Source organism: Pseudonocardia sp. Ae331_Ps2, assembly GCF_001932405.1.
GTDB lineage: Bacteria > Actinomycetota > Actinomycetes > Mycobacteriales > Pseudonocardiaceae > Pseudonocardia.
Genome location: NZ_MCIM01000001.1, coordinates 3,459,782 through 3,483,905 on the forward strand (window position 1 = coordinate 3,459,782; position 24,124 = coordinate 3,483,905).

Annotated in this window: 20 protein-coding genes; 1 reads left to right on the forward strand and 19 read right to left on the reverse strand. The window is 74.2% G+C overall.

Annotated features, from left to right (window positions below):
* Positions 1-42: 42 nt before the first annotated feature.
* The gene (locus Ae331Ps2_RS16650; RefSeq protein ID WP_051050517.1) at positions 43-642 is read right to left on the reverse strand and encodes a sigma-70 family RNA polymerase sigma factor; all 600 of its coding nucleotides are present in this window, start codon (positions 640-642) and stop codon (positions 43-45) included.
* Between the two features lie 202 nt (positions 643-844).
* Positions 845-1,999 (reverse strand): DegT/DnrJ/EryC1/StrS aminotransferase family protein, encoded by a 1,155-nt coding sequence (locus tag Ae331Ps2_RS16655; RefSeq protein ID WP_020628369.1) that lies wholly within the window; start codon positions 1,997-1,999, stop codon positions 845-847.
* A 165-nt stretch (positions 2,000-2,164) separates the two neighbouring features.
* Between Ae331Ps2_RS16655 and Ae331Ps2_RS16660 the strand changes: the two genes are divergently transcribed.
* On the forward strand, positions 2,165-3,820 hold the full coding sequence (locus Ae331Ps2_RS16660) for an FAD-dependent oxidoreductase (RefSeq protein WP_020628368.1): 1,656 nt from the start codon (positions 2,165-2,167) through the stop codon (positions 3,818-3,820).
* 51 nt (positions 3,821-3,871) lie between these two features.
* On the opposite strand, the gene Ae331Ps2_RS16665 is transcribed toward Ae331Ps2_RS16660, so the two are convergent.
* The 17 genes from Ae331Ps2_RS16665 to Ae331Ps2_RS16745 form a co-directional block, all read right to left on the reverse strand.
* The gene (locus Ae331Ps2_RS16665) at positions 3,872-5,308 is read right to left on the reverse strand and encodes an MFS transporter (protein WP_020628367.1); all 1,437 of its coding nucleotides are present in this window, start codon (positions 5,306-5,308) and stop codon (positions 3,872-3,874) included.
* A gap of 69 nt (positions 5,309-5,377) precedes the next feature.
* Positions 5,378-6,571 (reverse strand): aminotransferase, encoded by a 1,194-nt coding sequence (locus Ae331Ps2_RS16670; RefSeq protein WP_075307850.1) that lies wholly within the window; start codon positions 6,569-6,571, stop codon positions 5,378-5,380.
* Positions 6,572-6,677: 106 nt separating this feature from the next.
* Positions 6,678-8,174, reverse strand: a complete 1,497-nt coding sequence (locus Ae331Ps2_RS16675) for a gamma-glutamyltransferase (protein ID WP_075307849.1) — start codon at positions 8,172-8,174, stop codon at positions 6,678-6,680.
* Positions 8,171-8,809 (reverse strand): cyclase family protein, encoded by a 639-nt coding sequence (locus tag Ae331Ps2_RS16680; protein WP_075307848.1) that lies wholly within the window; start codon positions 8,807-8,809, stop codon positions 8,171-8,173. The genes Ae331Ps2_RS16675 and Ae331Ps2_RS16680 overlap by 4 nt, the downstream gene beginning before the upstream one ends.
* Positions 8,810-8,831: 22 nt before the next feature.
* Positions 8,832-9,644 carry a creatininase family protein gene (locus Ae331Ps2_RS16685; RefSeq protein ID WP_139318788.1) on the reverse strand — a complete coding sequence of 271 codons (813 nt, stop codon included), beginning with the start codon at positions 9,642-9,644 and terminating at the stop codon, positions 8,832-8,834.
* Between the two features lie 26 nt (positions 9,645-9,670).
* A complete protein-coding gene (locus tag Ae331Ps2_RS16690; protein WP_198932136.1) occupies positions 9,671-10,132 on the reverse strand; it encodes a hypothetical protein in 462 nt (153 codons plus the stop codon).
* Positions 10,129-10,893, reverse strand: a complete 765-nt coding sequence (locus tag Ae331Ps2_RS16695; protein WP_075307845.1) for an amidohydrolase family protein — start codon at positions 10,891-10,893, stop codon at positions 10,129-10,131. The genes Ae331Ps2_RS16690 and Ae331Ps2_RS16695 overlap by 4 nt, the downstream gene beginning before the upstream one ends.
* Entirely contained in the window at positions 10,890-11,891 is a 1,002-nt protein-coding gene (locus Ae331Ps2_RS16700; RefSeq protein ID WP_233147448.1) for an ABC transporter ATP-binding protein, read from the reverse strand. The genes Ae331Ps2_RS16695 and Ae331Ps2_RS16700 overlap by 4 nt, the downstream gene beginning before the upstream one ends.
* 11 nt (positions 11,892-11,902) lie before the next feature.
* Entirely contained in the window at positions 11,903-12,910 is a 1,008-nt protein-coding gene (locus Ae331Ps2_RS16705; protein ID WP_198932137.1) for an ABC transporter ATP-binding protein, read from the reverse strand.
* Positions 12,907-13,605: an alpha/beta fold hydrolase gene (locus tag Ae331Ps2_RS16710; protein WP_075307841.1), complete on the reverse strand. Its 699-nt coding sequence runs from the start codon at positions 13,603-13,605 to the stop codon at positions 12,907-12,909. The genes Ae331Ps2_RS16705 and Ae331Ps2_RS16710 overlap by 4 nt, the downstream gene beginning before the upstream one ends.
* A 7-nt stretch (positions 13,606-13,612) precedes the next feature.
* Entirely contained in the window at positions 13,613-14,701 is a 1,089-nt protein-coding gene (locus tag Ae331Ps2_RS16715) for an ABC transporter permease (RefSeq protein WP_198932138.1), read from the reverse strand.
* Complete coding sequence (locus Ae331Ps2_RS16720; protein WP_075307839.1) at positions 14,698-15,564, reverse strand: ABC transporter permease; 867 nt, start codon at positions 15,562-15,564, stop codon at positions 14,698-14,700. The genes Ae331Ps2_RS16715 and Ae331Ps2_RS16720 overlap by 4 nt, the downstream gene beginning before the upstream one ends.
* Positions 15,561-17,210 carry an ABC transporter substrate-binding protein gene (locus tag Ae331Ps2_RS16725; protein ID WP_075312216.1) on the reverse strand — a complete coding sequence of 550 codons (1,650 nt, stop codon included), beginning with the start codon at positions 17,208-17,210 and terminating at the stop codon, positions 15,561-15,563. The genes Ae331Ps2_RS16720 and Ae331Ps2_RS16725 overlap by 4 nt, the downstream gene beginning before the upstream one ends.
* Before the next feature lie 166 nt (positions 17,211-17,376).
* Positions 17,377-18,972, reverse strand: a complete 1,596-nt coding sequence (locus tag Ae331Ps2_RS16730; protein WP_139318787.1) for an amidohydrolase — start codon at positions 18,970-18,972, stop codon at positions 17,377-17,379.
* A gap of 17 nt (positions 18,973-18,989) precedes the next feature.
* Positions 18,990-20,513: a glutamine synthetase family protein gene (locus Ae331Ps2_RS16735; RefSeq protein ID WP_083695650.1), complete on the reverse strand. Its 1,524-nt coding sequence runs from the start codon at positions 20,511-20,513 to the stop codon at positions 18,990-18,992.
* A complete protein-coding gene (locus tag Ae331Ps2_RS16740) occupies positions 20,506-21,876 on the reverse strand; it encodes a Rieske 2Fe-2S domain-containing protein (protein ID WP_075307835.1) in 1,371 nt (456 codons plus the stop codon). The genes Ae331Ps2_RS16735 and Ae331Ps2_RS16740 overlap by 8 nt, the downstream gene beginning before the upstream one ends.
* An 85-nt stretch (positions 21,877-21,961) precedes the next feature.
* A complete protein-coding gene (locus Ae331Ps2_RS16745) occupies positions 21,962-23,962 on the reverse strand; it encodes a primary-amine oxidase (RefSeq protein WP_083695652.1) in 2,001 nt (666 codons plus the stop codon).
* Positions 23,963-24,124: the final 162 nt, after the last annotated feature.

Sequence of the window (24,124 nt, forward strand, 5' to 3'; positions counted from 1 at the left end):
CAGAGCGGGCCGGGGTGGAGTGGGCCGGGGCGCGGCGCGGGCTCAGGTGCGGGCGGCGCGCCGGACACCGGAGGCGGGCGCCCCGGCGGTCCCGGTGCCGTCCTCGCCGAGGGCGCGCAGCAGGTCCTCGCGGGCCCGGGCGACCCGGGACCGGATCGTGCCGACCGGGCAGCCGCAGACCTGCGCGGCCTCGGCGTAGCCCAGGTCCAGGACCTGCGTCAGGACGAACGCCTCGCGACGCTCGTCGGGCAGCGCGTCGATCAGCGTCCGCAGCAGGACGGCCTCCTGCGCGCCCGTGCGGGGCACCGCGCGCTCCAGCACGTCCTGGGTGTCCTCGCCGAGGTCGCGCACCCGGGGCCGCCGGACCGCGGTGCGCACCGCGTCGACGGCGACCCGGCGGGCGACCGACAGCAGCCAGGTGCGGGCGGTGGAGCGGCCCGCGAACGAGGGCAGCGACCGCAGCGCCCGCAGGAACGTCTCCTGCGCGAGGTCCTCGGCGTCGTCGCGGCCGGCGAGGTGGACGAGGAAGCGGTGGACGTCGACCTGGGTCGCCCGCACGAACTCCGCGAGCGCGGCGGTGTCACCGGCCCCCGCGGCCAACGCCCACGCCGTCACGGTGGCGTCGTCGTGGCGTTCGGGCACGCTGGTCACGGTAGCCGTCGCCCGTTCGGGGACGAAGCCCGACCCGGTCACCGTCCGCTCCATGGGAACACGGTGCGTGACCGGGCCAATGCTGTCCGGACGCGCCCGCCGCGGGGTGTCCGACATGTGGATCAGTGGTTCCGCGGCGTCGCCGGAGGTGGCCCGCCGGGGAGGAGGATCCCGCCGGCAGGGCGCGGGCGGCTCAGCCCGCGGTGCGGGAGGCGAGCAGTCGGAACGCCGGCGTCGGCAGCTCGGGAGCGAGGTCGACCACGCAGGTCCGGGCCAGGATCTCCAGCGTGCGCGGGCAGGCGCCGGGGCCGTGGTCGATCTCGGTGCCGTTCGCCGCGTACGGGTCGAACCCGGGGTGCAGCGGGTTGCGGGCCTGCAGCGAGCGCCAGTTCGTGTAGACGTGCCGCCCGGTGTCGATCAGCCGGTGCACGCCGCGGCGGGCACCGAACTCCGCGGCCGCCTCGGGGGTCGCGAAGGCCAGCGCCAGCCCGGCGGCGTTCGCCGGGTCGTGGTGCGGCACCGGCTGCAGGTCACGCCCGATCCGGTCCGACAGCGCCGAGAGCATGATGTCGCGGTGCCGCCTGCGCCGGGCGATCTGCGCACGCAGCCCGGCCAGCTGCGGCCGCAGCACCGCCGCGGACAGCTCGGGCATCCGCAGGTTGACCCCGACGATCAGGTCCGCGTCGGCCCCGGCGAACCCGGCGCGCTCGTAGCTGCCGACGTCGTGGTACATCGACGCCCGCTCGAACAGCTTCGGGTCCCGGGTGACCAGGGCGCCGCCCTCGCCGGAGCGGATGTTCTTGTGCTGGTTGAAGCTGAAGGCCCCGGCGTGGCCGATCGACCCGGCCGGGCGCCCCCGGTAGGTGACGCCGATGGCCTGGCAGGCGTCCTCGATCACGACGAGGTCGTGGGCGGCCGCGACGTCCATGATCGCGTCCATGTCGGCGACGTGGTTGAGCATGTGCACCGGCAGCACCGCCCGGCTGCGCGGGGTGATCCGGTCCTTGAGGTCGGCCGGGTCCATGGTGAGCGAGGCGTCGACCTCGACCAGGACCGGCACGGCGCCGACGGCGAGCGCCGCGGCGGCCGTCGACACCCAGGTGTAGGCGGGGACGAGCACCTCGTCGCCGGGGCCGATCCCGGCGCCGACCAGCGCCGCGACCAGGGCGCTGGTGCCGCTGTTGACGGCCAGTGCGTGCGGGGTCCCGAGGAACCCGGCGAGCTCGGACTCGAACCGTGCGACCTCCGAGCGGTCGCCGCCGGTGAAGCGGCCCAGCTCCCCGCGCCCGAGGACCCGGACCGTCGCGGCCATCCCCCGTGCGGTCGTCGCCATGGCGGCGAGTCCCATACCGTGCTCCTCCGGATACGAACCGTGTGAACCGGGCAACACGGTACCGGGCGGGGTCGGCACGACCGGGGGACGGGAGGGTAGGGGCAGCCACAGCGTCCTCACAGCGGAGCCGGGGCACCATCAACGGCAGTACCGCACCACGTTCGGAAGGAACCGCCCTCCATGCTCATCGACACCCGGCGCGCGCTCCCCGGCTCCATCTTCGAGGCCGAGGTCTGCGTGATCGGCAGCGGTCCGGCCGGGGCCGCGGCCGCGACCGAGCTGGCCGACCGCGGCCTGCGCGTCGTCGTCCTGGAGGGTGGCGGCCCGGGCCTGAGCCGTACGGCCCGCGACACCTACCGGGGGATCAGCGGGCGGGGCAAGCACGACCCGGTCGACGCCGTCCGGCAGAAGCGCCTCGGCGGCACCTCGCTGGTCTGGGGCGGCCGCTGCGCCCCGCTCGACGACATCGACTTCGCCGACCGCGAGTGGATGCCGGGCGCCGCGTGGCCGATCCCGCACGACGAGCTGCGCGCCTGGTACCCGGTCGCCCAGCGGCACCTCGACGCCGGTGCCTGCGAGTACTCGGCCGCCGAGTCGGGCTTCCCGGCGCCCCCGCCCGGGCTCCGCAGCGACACCCTGCGCTGGGACGACCTGTGGCGCTGGAGCCCGCCGACGTCGTTCGCGCCGACGGTGGAGAACATGGCGAAGGCTGGCCGGATCCGGCTGTTCCTGCACGCGACCGTGGCCCGCCTGGAGCGCGACCCGGTGTCGGGCACCGCGACCGAGGCCGTCGTCGTCCCGCGGCCGGGGTGCGACATCCGGATCCGGGCGCAGCACTTCGTCGTCGCGGCGGGTGGTCTGGAGTCGGTCCGGATCCTGCTCGCCTCCGACGGCTACGGCGGCACCGGGACCGGGGCCGGGATCGGCGACGAGTACGGCCAGGTCGGGCGGCACTACATGACCCACCCGGTGGGCGAGGTCGGACGGCTGCAGCTGACCACGGCCGGGCGCGCGTTGGGCCTGGGCTACCTGCCCACCGACGACGGCGTCTACGCCCGCCGGATGCTCTCGCTGTCCCCGCAGGCCCAGGCCGACCACCGGTTGGGCAACCTGAAGGCGGCGCTGTGGTTCGCCGACCCGAAGGACGCCGAGCACGGCGACGCGCTGCTGTCGACGTTCGCCCTGACCTACTGGGGCCTGGGCAAGCTCCGTGCCGGGTTCAAGGCCGCCGGGACACACGCCCAGTACAGCCACACCACCGACATCGGCCACCACATGCGCAACGTCGCCGCCGACCCGCTGCGGGTGGCGCGGTTCGCCCGCGGCTGGGCGCGGCCGCGGATCACCGGGGAACGGCGGCTGCCGTCGTTCATGCCGCTGGACTCCGCGCACTGCCGGCTGCGGTTCGACGCCGAGCAGACCCCCGACCCGGCGAACCGGGTCACGCTCGACCGCGAGCGCGACGCGCTGGGCCAGCACCGGCTGCGGGTCGACTACCGGGTCTCCGCCGGCGACCGGGAGGCGATCGCGACCTCGCTGTCGCTGATCGGCAAGGAGCTGGAGCGGACCGGGATCGCCCACGTCGACCTGTCCGACGTGGAGCGCGTGCACGACATGGACATGACCGACGGCACCCATCAGATGGGCCTGCTGCGCATGTCGGACTCGCCGCGCAGCGGGGTCGTGGACCCGGCGTGCCGGGTGCACGGCACGCCGAACGTGCACATCGCCTCCAGTGCGGTGTTCCCGTCGGCCGGGGCGGTCGGGCCGACGCTCGCGCTGGTCGCGCTGGCCTGCCGGACCGCAGAGCTGATCGCGGTCGACGTCCGGGGCTGAGCCCCGCGGTCGGCGTGACCGGGTGGTCGCCGCGGGAACCTCGCGTCGCCGCTAGGCGGGCGGAGCTGCGACCGGAGACGCGGGGCGACCCCGCAACAGGGCGGCGGCGAGTGCCGCGCCGACCGCGAGGAGCCCTGCCCCGATCGTCATGGCGACGGTGAACCCCGGCCCGAACGACGCCGGGTCGGCCGGGGCGTCCCCGCGGATCCCCGCGATGGCGGGCACGGCCGCCACCGCGAGCAGGCCGGCCGCCCGCGCGATCGCGTTGTTGACCCCCGACGCGACGCCGGCGTGCCGGTCCGCCGCCGCGTCGAGCACCGCGGTGGTCAGCGGCGCGACGGCCGCGGACAGCCCCAGCCCGACCAGCGCCGTCGCCGGGAGCACGTCGGTGAACCAGCCCGCTCCCGGCCCGATCCGTGACGCCAGCAGCATCCCGGCCGCGGCCAGCAGCAGCCCGCCGGTGACCAGCGGTGCCGGGCCGGTGCGCGTCGCGAGCCGCCCGGCGCGGGCCGACAGCAGCAGCATGAGCACGGTGACCGGCAGCGTCGCGGTCCCGGCCAGCAACGGGGAGAACCCGGCCACGATCTGCAGCTGCACGGCGAGCAGCACGAACAGCAGGCCCAGCGCCGCGTAGACGGCCACCGTCACCACGTTCGCGCCGGTGAACCGGCGCCCGTCCCCGGCGTCGCCGGTGCCGGTGAACAGCTCCGGCGGGACCAGCGGGGACCGGCTGCGCCGCTCGACCAGCGCGAACGCCACCAGCGCCGCCACCCCGGCGACGCCCGCGCCCCACACCTGCAGCCCGGGCGACGCACCGGAGCCGGCCGCCGTCCCGGCCCAGGTCAGCAACGCCAGCCCGGCGACGGCGAGCACGCTGCCCGGGACGTCGAGCCGGTGCGCGGCGTCGGGGTCACGCGACTCGGGCACGTGCCGCACCGCCACCGCGACGACGACCGCAGCGAGCGGCAGGTTGATCAGGAACACCGCCCGCCAGGACCACTCCACGAGCGTCCCGCCGACGAACGGGCCCAGCGCCCCCGCGACCCCGCCGAGCCCGGACCAGGCCCCGATCGCCGCCGCCCGGTCCGCACCGTGGAACGACGCCGAGATCAGCGCCAGGCTGCCCGGGGTCAGCAGCGCACCGCCGACCCCCTGCAACGCCCGGGCCGCGGCGAGCACCTCGACGCTCGGCGCCAGCCCGCACAGCAGTGAGGCCAGCGCGAACCACACCGCCCCGGTCACGAAGATCCGCCGCCTGCCGAACCGGTCACCCAGTGAGCCGCCGAGCAGGATCAGCCCGGCCAGGGTCAGGGTGTAGCCGTTGACCGTCCACTGCAGCCCCGCGAAACCGGCGCCGAGGTCCTCGGCGATGCGGGGCAGCGCGATCGTGACGACGGTGTTGTCGAGCATCGCCATGCCCGAGCCGAGCACGCAGGCCGTGATGACCCAGCGGCCGGCCGCGGTGCCGGTGCGCAGTCCGGTGTCCATGGTCGGCCGAACACCGCGGCGCCCGGGTCTCTTCCGCGGCCACGCCGATCGCCGAGGCCCCCGGCCGGGTCAGCCGGTCACGACTCCCGCCCGCCGCCCGGCCTCGGTGAGCCGCTCGGCCAGCAGCGCCGCGGCGGCCTCGTCCACCCGCCCCACCGACAGCCGCAGCATCTGCCGGTCGTCGGGCAGGAACGCGGTGCCCGGGATCGTCAGGGTGTCGTGGTCGAGCAGCAGTGTCCGGACGACGTCGAGGGTCGGGCGGTCCGGGAACGGGTGGCGCACCCAGGCGAAGAAGCCGCCGAGCGCGGCGATCTCGAACCCGCCCGGCCGGTCGGCGAGCGCGGACCCGACCCACTCCCGTCGCCGGGCGATCTCCGCGACCCGGTCGGCCCGCCACGCCCCGGCCCGGGTGAGCCCGGCCACCGCGGCCTCCTGTCCGGCCCGCGGTGCGCAGATGGCGACGCAGTCGAGCAGCTTGAGCACCTGGCGTCGCAGCTCGGGACCCGCGATCACCGACCCGACCCGGTACGCCGGGATGGCCAGGTCCTTGGAGTAGGAGTGCAGGCTGACCACGGTCGAGCGCCACGACGGGTCGGCGAACAGCGGGTGCGCGGGGGCGTGCGCGTCGGGCCGGAACGAGCGGTAGGTCTCGTCGACGACCAGCGCGAGATCGTGGCGGCGCGCCAGCTCGGCGAACGCGACGATCTCCTCCGGCGGCACCGTCACCCCGCTCGGGTTGCCGGGGCTGACCAGCACGATCGCCCGGGTCCGCGGGGTGATCAGGGCTGCGGCGTCGGCGGCCCGGGGAACCAGGTCCGCGTCCGGCTCCAGGTACACCGGGGTGACGCCACGCATGCGCAGCCACATGTCGTGGTTGAAGTAGTAGGGCAGCGGCGAGATCACCTCGTCGCCCGGCCCGGCGAGGGCGTCGGCGACCACGGCGAAAGCCTGGTTGCAGCCCGCCGTCACGACGACGTCGTCCGGCGTCACGTCCCCGGCGTAGTCGCGCGCCAGCTCCTCGGCGACCGCGCGGCGCAGCGGGGCGATGCCGGGCACCGGCGCGTAGCCGGACAGGGCAGGGTCCCGGGCCACCTCCACCACCCGTTCGACGACCTCCGGTGCCGGCGGGTACGGCGGCGCGGCCTGCGACAGGTCCAGCAGCGGGTGCGTCGCGTTCCGGGCCGGGTCCCGCTCACCGGCGAGCGCCAGCGCCGCGCCGATGGGGGAGTCGCTGCCGGCCGCCGTCGTGGGGTCGAGTCGCACCGTCGGGTGCCGCCTTCCGGGTCGTCGTCGGATCCTGTGGGAACCGATCGTCGCCGACGCCGTACCGGGCGGTCCAGTGGCCCTCCCGCGACCGTGATCCGAGCCCTCAGCCACCACCGAGAACGTCGGCGGCGCCGTCGGCACGCACGTCGCTCGCGGCATCGAGCACCCCGGCCCGCAGGCGTGCGACCTGCACGTGTCCCGCGTCGTCGTGCAGCTCGGGCACGGTGTCCACGTCGAGTGACAGCGCACGGGCCGCGGCGGACAGCCCTTCGGCGTCGGGGACGCCCGGCTCCAGGACGAGTGACGGCCGCTCCCGGCCGAGGTCGCGTGATCCGATCACCCAGCGCGGGCGTGCCAGGACCCCGGCCGGATCGGAGGTGCCGAGCACGTCCTCGGCGGTCTGGGCCAGGATCCACGCCTGCGCTCGGCCGCCCTGACAGCCGAGCGCGACGACGTCGTCGCCGCGCTCGGCGAGCACCGGGCACAGGGTGTGCGGGGGGCGGTGTCCGGGCCGGACCGCTCCGGGGTGCGCCGGGTCGAGGGCGAACGCCGATCCGCGGTTGTGCAGGACGACACCGGTCTCCGGTTCCAGGATGCCGGCGCCGAAGCTCTGGTAGACGCTCTGGATCAACGAGACCGCGGTACCCGTGTCGTCCACGGCCGTGATGGCGACGGTGTCCCCGGCCGGTCGGGGGCCGGGGGCGACCGGCGTCCCGGCCGGTTCCCGTTCCAGCAGCAGGCCGGCGACGTCGATCGGTCCGCCCCGTGGGTCACCGAGCAGCGTGTCGCGCGCCAGCTCCGCCCGGCGGGCGGTGGTGAGTCGGTCCCCGTCCGACCGGAGCATCGCGAGCAACGACGCCCCCTGGCTCGGCGGCGGTGCCACCGACCAGGTCGCGCCGAGCGCGTCGCGGCACAGGGCCGGGCCGTCCTCGGCGGCGTGGGCGGCCATGTCGTCGGTGGTGAGCGGGCAGCCGAGCTTGCGCAGGCCCGCGACCAGGCGGGCACCCACCGCGCCGGTGTAGAACGTGCGCCACCCGGCGCCGACGGCGGTCAGGGTGGCGGCGAGTGCCGGCTGCGTGATCGTCGTGCCGAGCCCCCGTGGCCGGCCGGCGTCGTCGAGCAGCAGCGCGGACAGGCCGGGATCGGCCTCGACGACGGCGCTGCGGCGGGAGATCGCCCTGGCGAGTCCCGCGCTCACGCCCACGCCGCGACGGGCGAGCTCGACCGCCGGTGCGACCAGCTCGGCGAGGTCGAGGCGAGCGCCGAGCCGGTGCACCGCGGCCCAGCCCGCGACGCAGCCCGGCACGGTCACCGACAGCGGGCCACCGGGTGGCATCCGTGGGCCGGCGGCCCGCAGCCCGCCGACGTCGAGCCCGGCCGGCGCCGCACCGACGGAGAGCACCGCGCGTGGGGCTCCGCCCGCCGGCCGCACCACCGCGACGAGATCCCCTCCGACGGAGCACTGGTGCGGATAGGCGACCGTCAGCGCTGCCGCGGCCGCGATCACCGCGTCGAGCGCGCCACCGCCGCGGCCGGTGACGGCCCGCGCCGCGTCGACCCCGGCGACGTGCGGTGCCGCGATCGCGACCCGGGTCGTCACACCCGATCCCGCTCGATCAGGATGGCGCGGGTGAACGAGCCGTCCGCGCCCGCGAGCTTCGCCGGGAGGCAGACCAGCTCGTAGCGGCCGGGCTCGACCGCGTCGAGATCGGCGTTCTCGAGGATCAGCACGCCGTTGCCGAGCAGTTCGTGGTGGACGTCCCAGCTGTCGGTCCGCGAGTGGCCCTCGATGGTCAGGTAGTCGATCGCGATCAGCTCGACGCCGTGCGCGACGAGCCACGTCGCGGCGTCCGGTGCCAGCCCGATCCAGCTGGGCGCCCGTTCGGTCTCCTTGAGGATGCCGGCCGAGTTGGACGTCTTGAGCAGGATCCGCCTCTCGCCCGCCACGCCGGCGGCCTCCAGGTCCGCGGCGGTGACGTCGGCGGTCAGACCGGTCATGTCGACCACCACGGCCTGCCCGACCAGCGAGTCGAGCGAGACCTGGTCGATCGGTGTCGCCCCGTCGACGAAGTGCGCCGGCGCGTCGACGTGGGTGCCGGTGTGGGCCCCGATCCGCCAGCGGGTCACGTTCGAGGCGTCACCGGCCGCGAGTGACTCGACGACCTCGACCTCGGGCTTGCGGCCCCAGTGCAGCATCTCGGGGTGGATGGGCAGGGTGATGTCGTAGATCTTCATGACGGTCTCTCCTCCGGGACGATCAGGGACGGTGCGACGGGTCCGGCCACGGCTCGCGCACGGCGGCCGACACCGCGGCCGCGGTGGTGCGCACGCAGCGGTCGAACTCGGCGCTGCCCTGCGCGGCGTTCGCCTCGGCCACGTCGCGGCCCCAGACGCCGGTGTCGCTGACCTGGTCCATCCGGTAGTCCCAGAACGAGTCGACGTCGCGGTGGGACACCGCGCGCTCCATCCGGACCAGGTCCGGGAACAGGTGCAGCATCACCGAGGTCTCGAAGAAGTTGGCGTGCATCAGGCCGCGGCCGTACGTGACGTGTCCGTCGACCTCGGGGCCGGGGTACATCGTCACGTAGCCCAGCGCCCGGACCCGGGCGTCACCGTGTCGGACCCGCAGCTTCTCGGCGGACACGTCGAGCGAACCGTTGTTCCAGATGTGGCCGTTGAGCAGCACGAACTGGCGGACCCCGGCGCGGTACAGCGAGTCGACCAGGTCCTCGACCAGGGCGATCATCGTCTCGGGGCGCACCGAGACGGTCCCGCCGAACCCGCCGTGCGAGCCGGACACCCCGTAGGTGAGGGTCGGCACGACCGGGACGCCGGTCAGCGCCGAGACCCCGTGCGCGACGGCCTCGCAGATCATCGAGTCGACGGCCAGCGGCAGGTGCGGCCCGTGCTGCTCGGTGGCTCCCACCGGGATGATCACCGAGTCGGCCCCGGTGACCGCCTGCTCGGCCTCGGGCCACGTCATGCGGTCCCAGAGCACCGGGGATCCGGTGCCACCGAGCTCGGCGGCGAGTCCGGCGACCTCGGGCCCCAGGGGTGGTGCAGTGATCACGGGAACGGTCCTCTCCTCGCCGGCGCTCACCAACGCCGGTCCGACTTCTCGGGCAACAGGTCCAGCGCTCGGCGGACGACGACGGCGTCGTCGTCCGGGCGGGTCAGCCACACCCGCGCGTCCGGTGCGTAATCGCTGATGAGCTCCCGGCACACCCCGCACGGGGCGATGATCCGGAACCGGTCCGCCGGCTTGACCTGCACCGACACCACGGCCTCGACGGTCGCGAGGGACACCCCGGCGGCCCGGGCGGCACCCAGCGCCACGCCCTCGGCGCAGACCGAGCTGCGCCGGCAGGAGCCCTCGACGTGCACTCCGGTGTGGACCGTGCCGTCACCGGCGCGCAGCGCGGAGGCGACCTCGTGCCGGCCGGGCACGACGACCCGGCCGAGCTGGGCCTGGGCCGTGTCGAGCAGCGCGGCATCGGCGGCGGTCATCTCGGCGGGCGGCGTGACCCGCAGCAGTGCGGCGGACGCGGCGGCGCTCATCGGCCGAGTCCGAGCAGGCGGGCGTAGTTCCCGCCCTCGACCAGGGCCCGGTCGTCGTCGTCGGGGATCGCCTTGGCGATCTTCATCCGCTCCAGGTCGAAGTCGGAGCCGGGCCACTCGCTGCCCATGAGGATCTTCTCCGGGCCCAGCCGGGAGTAGGCCCGCCTGACGTCGGAGACCAGGGTCGCCGAGGTCTCCAGGTACACGTGCGCACGCCGCTCCGCGACGATGATCGCCTCGGGGACGTTCCACACCGCCCCCATGTGCGCGATGATCGTCGGGACCCCGGGGTGGTCCTTGGCGATCTCCTCGATCGCCAGGGGCGCGCAGAACGCGTCGTCCAGGGCGTTGATCAGGATCGGCAGGCCGAGCCGCGCGCAGAGGTCGAACACCGGGTCGAGCAGCCCGTGGTCGGCGACGTGGTAGCCGTGCATGCTCGGATGCAGCTTCAGCCCCCGCAGCCCGGCCGCGGCGATCCGCTCGATCTCCTCCAGCGCGTCGTCGTCCTGCGGGCGGACCTGTCCGAACCCGATCAGCCGGTCCGGGTGCTTGCCGACCAGCTCGACGAGGAAGTCGTTCTCGATCCGCTGGGCGAGCGAGCAGACCATCGCCATGTCGACGCCGGCGGCGTCCATCCGGTCCAGGATCCGCTGCGGGTCGAACGGGGTGTACGGCGGCGGCGCCTGGCCGGGACGGGCGCCGGTCAGGTAGTCGGAGCGGCCCCGGACGTCCTGGGTGGTGTTGTAGGCGTCGATGATCACGGGTGGACGGGCCTCCTGGGGGCGGAGCCGGCCGGTGCGGCCGGGCCGGGGACGGGTGGGGTGAGGTCGAGCAGTGGCAGGTGGCAGCGGACCGAGCGGCCCTCGCCGATCGGCCGCAGGGCGGGTTCCTCGTCGGCGCAGCGCCGGACGGCGTGCCGGCAGCGGGTCCGGAAGCGGCACCCCGACGGCGGGGCGGCGGGGTCGGGCAGCTCGCCGGACAGCACGATCCGCTCCCGGGTCCGTTCCAGCACCGGTACCGCGGAGAGCAGCGCCTCGCCGTAGGGGTGCGCGGGTGCGGAGAAGAACGCCCCCCGCGGGGCCACCTCGATGATCTGCCCGAGGTACATGAGCGCGATCCGGTCGGCGATGTGGCGGACCACGCCCAGGTCGTGCGAGATGAACAGCAGGGTGAGGCCCTCGTCACGGGTCAGCCCGGTCAGCAGGTTGATCACCTGGGCCTGGATGGAGACGTCGAGCGCCGAGACCGGCTCGTCGGCCACGACGAATCGCGGCGACGGCGCGAGCGCCCTGGCGATGCCGATCCGCTGCCGCTGCCCACCGGAGAACTCGTGCGGGCGCCTGCTCCCGGCGGCCCGTCCCAGCCCGACCCGCTCCAGCAGCTCGCCGACGCGCTCGTGGGCCGCACCCCGGGACATGCCGCGGGCCCGCAGCAGCGGTTCGGCGACGATGTCGGCGACCGTGCGTCGCGGGTTCAACGAACCGAACGGGTCCTGGAACACCATCTGCATGTCCCCGCGCAGCGGCCGCATCCGGGTGCTGGTCAGGTCGGTGATGTCGCGCCCCCGGTAGTGGATGCGACCGCCCGAGGGATCGACCGCACGCAGCAGCGCCCGGCCCAGCGTCGACTTGCCGCAGCCGGACTCGCCGACCAGGCCCAGCGTCTCGCCCTCGAGGATGTCGAGATCCACCCCGGCGACGGCGCGCACCGGGCGGCCCCCGCCGTCGCGGTAGGAGACCTGCAGGTTCTCGGTACGCACGAGTGGCACGCTCACCGGGCACCCCCGTTCCCGGCGGTCGCCGGCTCGCGTACGCAGGCGTCGAGGTGTCCCGAGCCGGGCTCTCGGGGCCGTAGCGGCGGGCGGGTTCCGCACTCCTCGACGGCGTCCGCGCAGCGCGGTCGGAACGCGCACCCCTCCGGCCGGTCGACCCCGGTCAGCGGGGCGCCGGGGATCGCGAACAGGGACTCGGCCGGCGGGCCGTCGATCCGCGGGACCGATCGGAGCAGCCCGACGGTGTAGGGATGGCGGGGCCGGCGCAGCACCTCGTCGCGGGTGCCGTGCTCGACGACCCGGCCCGCGTACATCACCGCGACCCGGTCGGCGACCTCCGCGACCACGCCGAGATCGTGGGTGATCAGCACGATCGACGAGTCGTGCTCGGCGCGCAGCCGCCGCAGCAGCTCCAGGACCTGGGCCTGGATGGTGACGTCGAGCGCGGTGGTCGGCTCGTCGGCGATCAGCACGGCGGGCTCGTTGGCGAGCCCGGTCGCGATCATCACCCGCTGACGCATCCCGCCGGAGAGCTGGTGCGGGTAGGACCGGGCGGTGCGTGCGGGGTTGGCGATGCCGACGTCGTCGAGCAGCTCCTCGGCGCGCTCCCAGGCCGCTGCGCGGCGCAGCGGCTGGTGCAGCCGCAGCATCTCCGAGACCTGTGCGCCCGCCCGGTGCAGCGGGTTGAGCGCGGCCAGCGAGTCCTGGAAGACGACGGCGACGTCGCGGCCACGGACCTCGCGCAACTCGGCCTCGCTCGCCTCGACCAGGTTGCGGCCCCCGAACTCGACCTGCCCGCTCACGTGCGTGCGCGGGCCGCGGTTGAGCCCGACCAGGCTCATCGTCAACGCGGACTTGCCGGAGCCGGACTCCCCGACCAGGGCCAGGATCTCGCCGCGGCGCAGGTCGAGGTCGACACCGTCGACGGCGGGCAGCCGGCCGTCCGGGGTGTCGAAGCCGACGCGCAGGTCACGGATCCGCATGACGGTCTCCGGCGGCCCGGTCACGGTCCGCTCCGGACGCCGGTCAGCTCCGCGACGGCCGTCCCGATCACCGTGCACACCTCGTCGGCGTGCACCAGCGGGGAGAAGTGGCTGCCCGGGACCGAGCTGGTGGTGGCGCCGGCCCGCGCGGCCATGTCCCGCTGGGCGGCCGGGAGCAGGGTCGCATCGCCGTCGGCGACCTGGTACCAGCTCGGCAACACGCGCCAGGCCGGCTCACCGGTGGGCTCCTCGAAGATCTTCCTGTCGGCGACCCGGTTCTCCGCGATGCGGCCGGCGCGCAGCTCCGGGCCGAGGTCCCAGCCGATCTCGGCCCAGTAGGCCGCGCTGCGTTCGGAGCGCCACTCGCCGTCCGGCCCGCGCCGCATGTGCGCCGAGACCGGCGCGGGGTCGTAACGCTCCACGATCTGCTGCACGGTCTCGCCGGCGTCCGGGGCGAACGCGGCGATGTAGACGAGCCCGGCCACCCGCGGGTCCCGGCCGACGTTCGTGATCACCGCCCCGCCGTAGGAGTGGCCGACGAGCAGCACCGGTGCCTGCAGCGCGTCGAGGGCGGTGGTGGTGTGGGCGACGTCGTCGGTCAACGACGTCATCGGGTTGGTGACCGTCGTGACGTCGTGGCCGCGGCGCCGCAGCTCCGGCAGCACGGCGTCCCAGGTCGCCGGCGTACCGCCGGCGCCGTGCACGAGCAGGATCCGCACGGGTGACTCATCCCTTCCGCAGACGTGGGTCGAGAACCAGGTAGAAGAGATCGACGGCGAGGTTGACCAGCGTGTAGAGCAGGGCGATGGCCAGCGCGGCGCCCTGCACCACGGGGTAGTCGCGCTGCAGCACCCCGGCGACGACCATGCCGCCGACACCGGGATAGGCGAAGACCGTCTCGGTGATGACCGCGCCGCCCAGCAGCGAGCCGAACTGCAGCCCGAGCACGGTGACGATGGGCAGCGCCGAGTTGCGCAGTACGTGCCGGAGCAGGATCGCGTTCTCGGTCATGCCCTTCATCCGGGCGGTGCGCACGAAGTCCTCGCCGCGCACCTCCAGGACCGACGCCCGGACGATGCGGGTGATGAAGCCGGCCATCGAGAGGGCGAGCGTGGTGGCCGGCAGGATCAGATGGGCGATCCAGGGCAGGACGAGATCCGGGCGGTTCTGGAGGATCGCGTCGAGCAGCACGATGTTGGTCGTCGGCTCGTAGCCCAGCGAGTTCGGCAGCCGGCCCAGGACCGGGAGCCAGCCCAGCCACACCCCGAACACCACGACGGACAGCACACCGAGGGCGAACCAGGGCAACGAGAAGCTGACCGTGCCGACCGCCCGGATCAGGGTGTCGATCCAGGTCCCGCGGTACACCGCGGCGACCAGGCCGGTGACCCCGCCGATCAGGACGGCGATGCCCATCGCCGCGACGGTGAGTTCGAGCGTGGCCGGGAGCGCGGCGCCGAGCAGGCCGAGCACGTCGTTCCCGCCGAAGAACGAGCTGCCCAGGTCGAGCCGGACCAGGTCGCCGAGGTAGGTCAGGTACTGGGCCAGGAGCGGCCGGTCCAGCCCGAGCGACTCGGCGATCCGTTGCTGGTTCTGCGCGATCTGCTCCGAGGACAGCCCGTCGCCGGCGCCGCCGAGCGCGGTGGCCGCCGAGCCGGGGATGAGCCGCATCGCCAGGAAGACCAGGGTGGCCAGGACGAGCAGCACCACCGGTACGGCGAGCAGCCTGCGCACGATCAGCCGGGTCAGCCCGGAGCCTCCCGGCCGGACGGCGGGGCGCGCCCGTCGGGTCGTCGTCGTGGTCGGGGCGCTCACGGTGTCCCCTTCCGGTCGAGCGCGTCGCGGACGTCGTCGCCGACGAAGTTGCAGGCGACCACGAACACCAGGGTGGCCAGCGCCGGCAGCACGACCAGCGACGGCGCGGTGTAGAGGAACTCCTGACCGGACTGGACCATGTAGCCCCAGTCCGGGGTGGGGGGCTGGATGCCGAGCCCGAGATAGGACATGCCGGCCGCGAACCCGGCGGCCACCGACAGCGTGGTGAGCACCTGGACCAGCAGCGGTCCGACGGTTCCGGGAAGCACCTCGGTGAGTGCGATCCGCAGCCCGCCCGTCCCGGCCATCCGGGAGGCGAGCACGTGGTCGCGCGCAGACTCGCGCGCCGCGAGCGCCCGCATCAGCCGGGCGATCCCGGGGGCCAGCGCGATGCCGACGCCGACGACCAGGCTGGACGTGCCGGGCCCCGCCGCGGCGACCAGCAGGATGATCAGCAGGACGGACGGGAACGCCAGCGCGACGTCGGTCAGCCGCATCAGCAGCTGCTCGGCCCGGCCCCCGAGGTAGCCGGCGGCGAGCCCGATCGCGACACCGACGACGGTCGCCAGCGCGGTCGCGGCGAGGGCCACCATGAGCAGCGGCTGCGCACCGTGCACCAGCCGTACCAGCTGATCGCGGCCGAGGTCGTCGGTCCCGAGCAGGTGCCCCGGCGACCCCATCGGCAGCAACGCCGACGGCGACTGGCGCAGCGGGTCACCGGTCACCAGCAGCGGACCGGCCACCGCGAGCAGCACGTAGGCCAGGACCAGTGCCCAGGACACGACTGCGACCGGTGTGCGGGCGAACCGGCGCCGTGCCCCGCGCCGCACGGTGCCCGTGCCGCCGACGGCCGGCGCGGTCATGCGCCGCTCACGCTCGCGTCCTCGAGGAAGCAGCGGTGGGTGCTGAGGGCGTTGACGTTCACACCGCTCACGCTCGCGCCGGTGACCACCAGGTTCGTGGAGTGCACCAGCATCGAGAGCACCATGAAGTCCTCCGCCCAGCGGCGCTGGATCGCCGAGTAGGCGGCGGTGCGTTCCGGCCCGATCGGCATGTTCCGGGCGGCGACGGTGTCCTCGGTGAATCGCGCGGTGCCGGGCAGGGTGTCGAAACCGGTGGCGCTCGATCCGTACACGCCCCGCGGGACGGCCATGTTCCCGACCGTGTTGTCCGGGTCGGGGACATAGGAGTTGCGCTCCCACACGATGATCTCGTGGTACGGGTCGTCGGTGTCCATGACGCGGCTGAAGAACGCGGCCGGGTCGACGGAGTCGGAGACCACCCTCAGGCCGATGTCGGTGAGGTTCTGGGCGATCACCTGGGCGGCCCGCGGGTGCCAGGTGTCGCTGGCCGCCATCAGCCGCACCTCGCGGCCGACCGCACCGGCCGCCTCGATCAGCCGGCGGGCCTCGGCGACGTCGGTCCGGCTCAGGTCCGCCAGCGACGGGTCGTGGCCCGGCATCGACGGCGGTACCGCATACCCCGCCGGCAGGGTGCCCACTCCGAAGAAGGCCTGGTCCAGGATGGCCTGCCGGTCGATCGCGAGGTTGATCGCCCGACGCACCCCGAGCTCGGCCAGTGCCGGTCGGCGGACGTCCATCAGCAGCATCGCGTCGTAGCAGTAGGGCGTGTCGTGCACGGTCACCGCGTCGTTCGCCCGCAGCTGCCCGACCGCGGAGTACGGGGTGAACTGGGTGACCGAGACGGCTCCGCTGATCAGCGAGCCGATCATCGTGGATGAGTCCTGGACCTGCTGCATGACCACCCGGTCGACCGGCGGCCGCCCGCCGGTGAAGCCGTCGAAGGCCTCGAGGGTGACCGACTGCCCGGCGGTCGCGGCGGTGAGGCGGAACGGGCCCGTACCGACCAGGTTCTTGCCGATGTCGGCGCCGTGCCGGTCGAGAGCCGCCTTCGAGATCACGCGCGCCCCGATGTCGGACAGCCGGGCGAGCAGCGTGCCGTCCGGGCCATGCAGGACGATGCGTACGGTCCGCTCGTCCGGGGCGTCGAGGGAGACGAGGTTGCGGCCCAGGCTCTGGAACGAGCGGGAGGCACCGTCGGGCAGGGTCGGGTCGTCCGCGTTCAGCTGACGGTTCAGGCTGGCCAGCACGTCGGCGGAGGTGAAGGTCGTCCCGTCGTGGAAGGTCACCCCCTGCCGCAGCGCGAACTCGTAGGTCAGCCCGTCCTCGGAGACGGTCCAGCTCTCGGCCAGGTCCGGTCGTGGCTCGGGATCGGTGAAGTCGCAGAAGGTCAGTCCGCGGCAGACCGAGTCGACGACCATCCAATCGCCGAGGGTGGTGTAGAACGCCGGGTCGAACACCCCGCTGGTCGCGTCGGTGCCCACGGTGAGCGTGCCTCCCGCCGTGCCCCCGCCGCCCCCTCCCGGGGAGGCCACGCCACAGGCGTTCAGCAGGCTCGTCAGGCCGACGCCGAGACCGAGCGCGCCCGCACCGCGGAAGAGGCTGCGGCGCGACAGCTGCCGCCGATCGGTCGGGGTGGTGGGCGGCATCGCGATCTCCTCGGAGGACGTGTCGGTGGCGTGGATCCAAAACACTACGAGTGGTATCCCGGCTGAAGTCTAGGTCGGGACCTGTTTCCGTTCCTTTACGTCGTCATGAACGGGTGGGCGGAGGGCATGGCGTGCACCACGTGCGGTGCAGCGCGCGCATGCGGTGTCACGGAACGTGGAGCGCACCTGCTGTGACCGTGGCCAGGACGCGTCCCCCGGGCAGCGGGCCGGCGGGCCCCAGCGGGTCGACGTCGGTCACGGCGAGATCGGCCGGTCCGCCCACCCGTAGCCGGCCGAGCCCGTCGAGGCCGGCGACCGCCGCGGCCCGGGTGGTGAACAGGGCCAGCGCCTCCTCGGCGGTGATGGCCTCGCCGGGGCCGACCGGGTGCTCGGATCCGCGGATCCTCCGGGTGCGCGCCTGCCACATGCCGTGCAGCGCCGACAGCGGTGGCCCGGGCCCGTCCGAGCCGCCTCCGACGAGCACCCCGGCGTCGATCCAGGAACGGAGCGGGTTCGACCGGGCGGCCACCGCCTCGCCGAGCCGGTCCACGACGGACGCCCCGGCGTTCCACCAGAGAGCAGGGTGGGCCGAGAGGGCCACCCCCAGCGATGCGGTGCGCCGCATCGCCCGTGCGCTCGGTTCGAGGTAGGCGTGGATGAGGTGGAAGCCCAGACCGGCCACCGGTGTCCGCCGGTCGACCTCCTCCAGCGCGTCCAGCACGAGGTCGACGGCGGCGTCGCCGACGGCGTGGATCCCGACCCCCCGCCCGGCCGCCGCGGCGCTCCGGCAGTGTGTCCGCAGCGCCTCGACGCTCAGCGTCCGGTTGCCGGTGTAGCCGTCGGTGCCCGGCCACGGGGTCGACCGCCAGGCCGTGCCGAGGGATCCGCCGCCGTCGAGGAACAGCTTGGTGGGGCCCACCCGCAGCCGGCCGGGATCGGCGCCGGCGACTCCGGACCGTCGTACGGCGGCCTGCAGCGCGGCGTCGTCGAGGTGGTCGTCGCCCAGCGGCATCACCACCACCCGCGTGGCGAGGCGCCCGGAACGTGCCGCGGCGGCGTAGGCGGCGAGCTCGCCGGGGCCGACGGCCGGGTCCATCACGCCGGTGAACCCGTGCCCGCGCAGCAGACGGGTGCCGGTCTCGATCCACCCCGCGCGACGCGCGTCGTCCGGCTCGCCGATCGCGGCGCGTGCGAGATCGGCGGCCGGATGCTCGACGAGCAGGCCGGTCGGCCGGCCGTCGCGGGTGTGCTCGATCCGCCCGCCCGGCGGGTCGGGGGTGGTGGCATCGATCCCGGCAGCCTGCAGACCCGCGGTGTTGACGATCGCGTCGTGCCCCTTGCGGTCGAGGAGGACCGGACGGTGCGGCACGGCGGCGTCGAGGTCGGTGGCGGTGGGCAGCCGGCCCTCGGCCAGGTCCCCGGGGTCGAAACCGGCCTCGGCCTCGATCCAGCCCGTACCGGGGTGGCGGGCGTCGTGCGCGAGAAGGCGGTGCCCGATCTCGGCGATGCTCGTCGCATCGTCGAGGCCGACCCGCTCCTGCGCCCGTCCGGCCCACAGCACGTGCACATGACTGTCGACGAACCCGGGCAGGACGAACCCGCCGGCGTCGTGCTCGACGACGCGACCCCGGCCCAGCTCGCGCCGTACCTCGTCGACCGACCCGAGCGCGACGATCCGGTCGCCCCGGATCCCCACCGCGCCGGCCCGTGGGCGGGCCGGGTCCATGGTGCGGACGTCACCGACGACCAGCAGTGCACCCACGTCGTTCACCGGGCTGGTCACAGCAGGTCGAAGTACTCGCGCTGCTCCCAGGCCGACACGTCGGCCAGGTAGCGCTCGAATTCCGCCCGCTTGAGGTGGACGTACCAGTCGACGACGACGTCACCGAGCTCGCGCCGGAACAGGGCACTGGCGTCGAGCGCGTCGACCGCGGCACCCAGGGTGCGCGGCAGCCGCGGCGCCTCGTCGCGGTAGGGCGAGTCCGACGGCTCCCCGGGCGAGAGCCCGCGGTCGATCCCGTCGAGACCGCACACCAGCTGGGAGAGGATGTAGAGGTAGGGGTTCGCGCCGGGTTCCCCCGAACGGTTCTCCAACCGGGCGGCCGGGTCGCCGGCCGAACCGACCACCCGCACCATCGCCCCCTTGTTGTCGGCCCCCCACAGCACGCGGTCCGGGGCCAGCGAGTGCGGCTGGTAGCGCTTGTACCCGTTGACGGTGGGTGTGCCGAAGACCGCCGCGGCGACCGCATGCTCCAGCAGGCCGGCGAGGTAGGACCTGCCGAGCGGTGAGAGGACCGAGTCGGTCCCCGCCCCGGGGAACACCGGGGCGCCGGTGTCGAGATCGCACAGCGACTGGTGCAGGTGCCAGCCGGTGGAGGCGGTCTCGGACCCCTGCGGCCGGGACATGAACGTGGCGTGCAGGCCCATTCGTGCACACAGCTGCTTGATCGCCGTGCGGGCCAGCACGACCTGGTCGGCGACCACCGCCGCCTCGCCCGCCTCCAGGGTGATCTCGAACTGGCTGGGCCCGAACTCGAGCTCGATCGAGCGCAGCGGCAGGTCCAGCCGGGTCAGTGTCCGGTGGATCCCGGTGACCAGTTCGTCGCAGCGGTCCAGGCCACCGATGTCGAGCAGCTGGGAGCCGGGGGTGAGCGGCCGGACCACGGGCGCGGTGCCCGGCGCGCCGGGCCGGCCGACCTGCGCGGGGTCCATCGCCGGGTCCGCACGGGCGAACACGTGGAACTCCAGCTCCGGGCCGACGGTCAGGCTCATGCCGCGCCCGGCCAGCGCGCCCAGCTGCCGACGCAGCAGACCCCGCGTGCAGAACGGGACCACCCCGCCGTCGGGGTAGTGCAGATCGGCGAGCAGCAGCCCGGTCCGGTTCTCCCACGGCAGCACCCGGAAGGTGGCCGGGTCGGGGACGAGCACCACGTCACCGGCGCCGGAGAAGCCGCGGTGGCCGTCCAGCCGCAGCCCGTCGAACACCGCGAACGTCGAGCGCCCGGACGGGTCCTTCAGCAGCAGCGACGACGGCGCGGTCAGTCCGGAGCGCAGGACGCCCGGCAGTGCGGTACTGGTGATCGACTTGCCGCGCAGCACCCCGTGCTGGTCGACGAAGCAGACCCGGACCAGCTCGATGCCGAGCTCGTCGACCACCCGGCGCAGCTGCGCCGCGGCGGCGTACTGCTGCTCGGACCACAGTCCGTGCCGTTCGACGAAGCCGCCGCGGTCGGCGTCGAGCATCGGGCGGGCGGAGTGCCCGCCGCCGCCCTCGGCCACCGGCCGCTCGTCGACGCTACGCATCGGCGGTCGCCCCCGCTCCGGCCGCCGTGTCGTCGGACAGTGCGGGGGAACCGAGCGGTGTCGCCCACGGGGACTCGGCACGGCGGCGGGCGTCGTGGGCGGCCCACTGCCCCTGCCACCCCGTGGTCGGGCCGACCATGTCGACGGCGACCGGACCCACCAGCCGCGCGGCGCCGTCGGCGTCCAGGGGCTGGGCCGGCAGCGGGGAACCCGCCTCGAAGGCCTCCAGCGACTTCAGCAGCAGCCGCCGGTTCGCGGTGACCGCCCGGTCGGAGACCCCGAGCCGCTCGACGGTCCGATCCTGGACCCGGCCCATGCTCTCGACCGCCCACTGGTCGTGGACGTTGATGTCCAGACCCATCCCGGTGTAGGTCAGCTCGCTCTGTTCGGTCGCGTCGAAGCCCCAGTCGTTGCCGCGGTTCCGGATCGGCCGGTAGTCGGGGAGGGTCACCTCGGCCAGCCGCTGCGCGAGCAGGGTCTCGGCGTCGGTCCGCTCGGCGAAGTCGTAGAGGACCATGTACCAGTAGTGGTTCTCGTCGTCGATCGGCACGTGCCACTGCGCGAAGACCTTGTCGTTGCCGAACGGCACCACGAACGCGTTCGGGAACATCAGGTTCGTGATCCGGACGTGTGTGCGCTCCCCGTCGAGCTCACGGATCGCGAACACCCGCAGCCCGTGCTCGGCCCGCTCGACCTCGATGTCCGGGCGGACGTGGTCACCGACCAGCTTGGACAGCTTCTGCCCGGTTCCTGCGACTTCCTCGCTGAACTGCCGGCCGTAGACCTCACGCGGGTCTTCACCCACGAAGCGGTGCAGGAACGAGACGTGGCTCGGATCGATCCCGCCCTCGACGCCTTGGAGCCAGTTGCACTCCCAGAGCCCCTTGAAGGCGAAGGTGTAGGCCTGTGGCGCGGTGAAGCAGTCGAACGCCGGGAACGGCGGCGGATCGCCCGCGCCGAGGTAGGCGAAGACGATGCCGTTGCGCTCCTCGCAGGGGTAGCTGCGGATCCGGATCTTGTCGGCGAAGGTGCTCGACGGCGGCTCGGCCGGCTGCTCCCGGCAGCGGCCGTCCGGCCCGTAGAGCCAGCCGTGGTAGAGGCAGCGCAGGCCGCCGTCCTCGAGCCGGCCGTAGGACAGGTCGACGCCGCGGTGCGCGCAGAACCGGCTGATCAGGCCCCAGCCGCCGTCGTCGCGCCGGAACAGCACGAGGTCCTCGCTCATCAGCCGGACGGCCTTGACCGGCCGGTCCTCCGGCATCTCGGAGACCAGCGCGGCGGGCTGCCAGTAGGAACGCATCAGCCGGCCGAGCGGGGCGTCCGGGCCGGTACGGGTCAGCTTCTCGTTGTCCTCGCGCTTCAGCACGACGGGCCTCTCTCGCGTCGGGATCGGTTCACGGGTCGAGTTCCGGCCGCGGATCGCGCGCCGGGCCGCCCGCGCAGGGCGGCCATCAGTGGCAGCACCCGTCGCCGGACCGGGCGGGGGCCGGGGCCGGCAGGTCGAGCGAGGGGTTGCGGTCGAAGAACCCGTCGGGCTCCATCCGCATCCCGATCCGGTGCACGGCCATGACCGGCCACTCCTCGGGACGCGGGTCGTGGTGCACGCCGACGACCGGCCAGAGCACCAGCTCGGCGTCGTCGAGCCGACGGTCGGCCCGCTGCCACACGTGCACGCCGTCCTCGCCCAGCGGGCCCTGGTTCGGGTACTCACCGGCGATGAAGCGCTCGTCGGGGGCATAGGCACTGGCCCAGAGCGCCCGGGACACGAACGGCGCCTTGCGTTCCACGACGCTGCCGGGCCGGGCGAACAGCCGGGTCGTGTTCGGGAGCACCAGCCGGTAGCCGGTGGGGTCGCCGAAGCGGTTCGTCCGTTCGGTGCTCTCGACCAGCCAGTGCACCGCGCGGGACGGGTCGGCGCTCCGGGCGCCGGCCGCCTCGCTGGTGATCGGCGTGCGGACCATCCGGCAGGCGTTGCCGTACGGGTCGAGCTCCGGGTCGGGCTCGACCTCGGCGTGGATCTCGCTGAGCCGGTTCCGGGGCCCGTCGACCGCGGTGTCCAGACGCAGCCCGAAGTAGTGCTGGTGGTTCGACGCCTGCACGTCGGCGCCGACCCGGCGACCGTGCCGGGCGGCCCCGTCCGGTCCGAGCCCGGTGACCGACATGATGCCGGTCAGCTTGATCTCCAGGTCGATCGTGCCGTCCTGGTGGAAGGACCAGTAGAAGCCGTAGTCGTAGTTGGCGACGGTGGCGAAGGAGGAGACGACCATCTTCCGGCTCCGGCGCACCTCGGCGTGGCCGGTGCGGGTGTTGACGTGCTTCCAGAGGATCGAGGCGTCCTCCTCGTGCAGACACACCGCGTTCCGGACGGTCCGCGGCTCGCCGTGCCCGCCCAGCACGGCGGCGTCGAGGTAGCGGATCTCGCCGAGGCAGTCGCAGCCCAGCGCCAGCGACGCCGTGAGCGGGCCCGCGCCGTACTCGCCCCAGTCGAAGAAGTTCTTCCGGTACGCCGTCGGGTCCGGGTCGAGGTAGGGCACGTACATCTCGTTGACCGCGGCCCGGCGCAGCACCGTGCGCTCGCGGTCGCCGTCGAGGTAGCGCACGTCGTGCAGCACCATGCCCTCGCGGTGGGTGAAGCCCACCCGGAACGACCAGTTCTGCCAGCGCACCAGGTGCCCGTCGACGGTGAAGCCCGGCCCGTCGGGCTGGACGATCTCCAGCGGGGCGACGACACGGTCCGGGCCCCAGTCACCGGATCGGTAGTTCCCGGCCTCGGCGGTGGGCGGGCCGGAGTCGTGGTCCTCGATCCGCAGGACCTCGAAGGTCTCCATGTCGACGATCGGGACCAGGCCGGGGACCGGGCGCGCGTAGCCGTTGTCCTCGGGGTGCTCGCGGTGCCAGACCGCCCCCCAGGACAGCCGCCGCCCGGCGAACTCCGGGGGCTCGAAGCCGGTGATCGACTCCGGGTCGACCCAGACCAGCGACGGGTCGGTGATCCCGCGGCGGGCCAGTGCCGCGCGCATCCCGGGATCGTCCCGGCAGGCCTGGGCCATCATCCGGGCCTCCTCGCTGGAGATCCCGGGCCGGCGGGCGTCCACCGGGGTCCAGGTCTGCAACGACGCCGGCCGGTCGACCCCCGACGTCCAGCCGGTGACCTCCCACGCGGCGTGCGCGTCGGGGTTCATGACGATCGACCGGACCGGCCGACCGACGCCCGCCGGCAGGTCCCGGGCACGGTGCTCGTCGACCGACACCCCCCAGAACCGGGGGTGCTCGCCGATCCGCGGGTCGGCCTTCACCAGGTCGACGATCTCGGCGATCTCCGACTCGGCGAGGGGCTCGGTCCAGTGCCGTTGGGCCGGGGACGGTGGGGTCTGCCGGCCGAACCGCGGGCCGCTCCCGGCTCCCGGTGTCCGTTCCGGTCCGGACGCGGCCACGCCCTCGATCACGCTCATCGGGTCGGTCCTCCTCCACCGGGTGCCCGGACGAGTCCGGAGCGACCACGGGTCGACGGTTGGTATCCATGACGGATTAAAGTGGATCCGAAAGTGACGGCTGTGGCTCGACGACGACGGCGGACGGCCGCCCGCGGAACTGATCCACGACCCACGGGTTGG

Coding starts and splice junctions, on each gene's coding strand:
- Ae331Ps2_RS16655 (WP_020628369.1), bottom strand. CDS start 1,999: ATGGGACTCGCCGCCATGGCGACGACCGCACGGGGGATGGCCGCGACG.
- Ae331Ps2_RS16660 (WP_020628368.1), top strand. CDS start 2,165: ATGCTCATCGACACCCGGCGCGCGCTCCCCGGCTCCATCTTCGAGGCC.
- Ae331Ps2_RS16665 (WP_020628367.1), bottom strand. CDS start 5,308: ATGGACACCGGACTGCGCACCGGCACCGCGGCCGGCCGCTGGGTCATC.
- Ae331Ps2_RS16680 (WP_075307848.1), bottom strand. CDS start 8,809: ATGAAGATCTACGACATCACCCTGCCCATCCACCCCGAGATGCTGCAC.
- Ae331Ps2_RS16690 (WP_198932136.1), bottom strand. CDS start 10,132: ATGAGCGCCGCCGCGTCCGCCGCACTGCTGCGGGTCACGCCGCCCGCC.
- Ae331Ps2_RS16720 (WP_075307839.1), bottom strand. CDS start 15,564: ATGACCGCGCCGGCCGTCGGCGGCACGGGCACCGTGCGGCGCGGGGCA.
- Ae331Ps2_RS16725 (WP_075312216.1), bottom strand. CDS start 17,210: ATGCCGCCCACCACCCCGACCGATCGGCGGCAGCTGTCGCGCCGCAGC.
- Ae331Ps2_RS16735 (WP_083695650.1), bottom strand. CDS start 20,513: ATGCGTAGCGTCGACGAGCGGCCGGTGGCCGAGGGCGGCGGCGGGCAC.
- Ae331Ps2_RS16745 (WP_083695652.1), bottom strand. CDS start 23,962: ATGAGCGTGATCGAGGGCGTGGCCGCGTCCGGACCGGAACGGACACCG.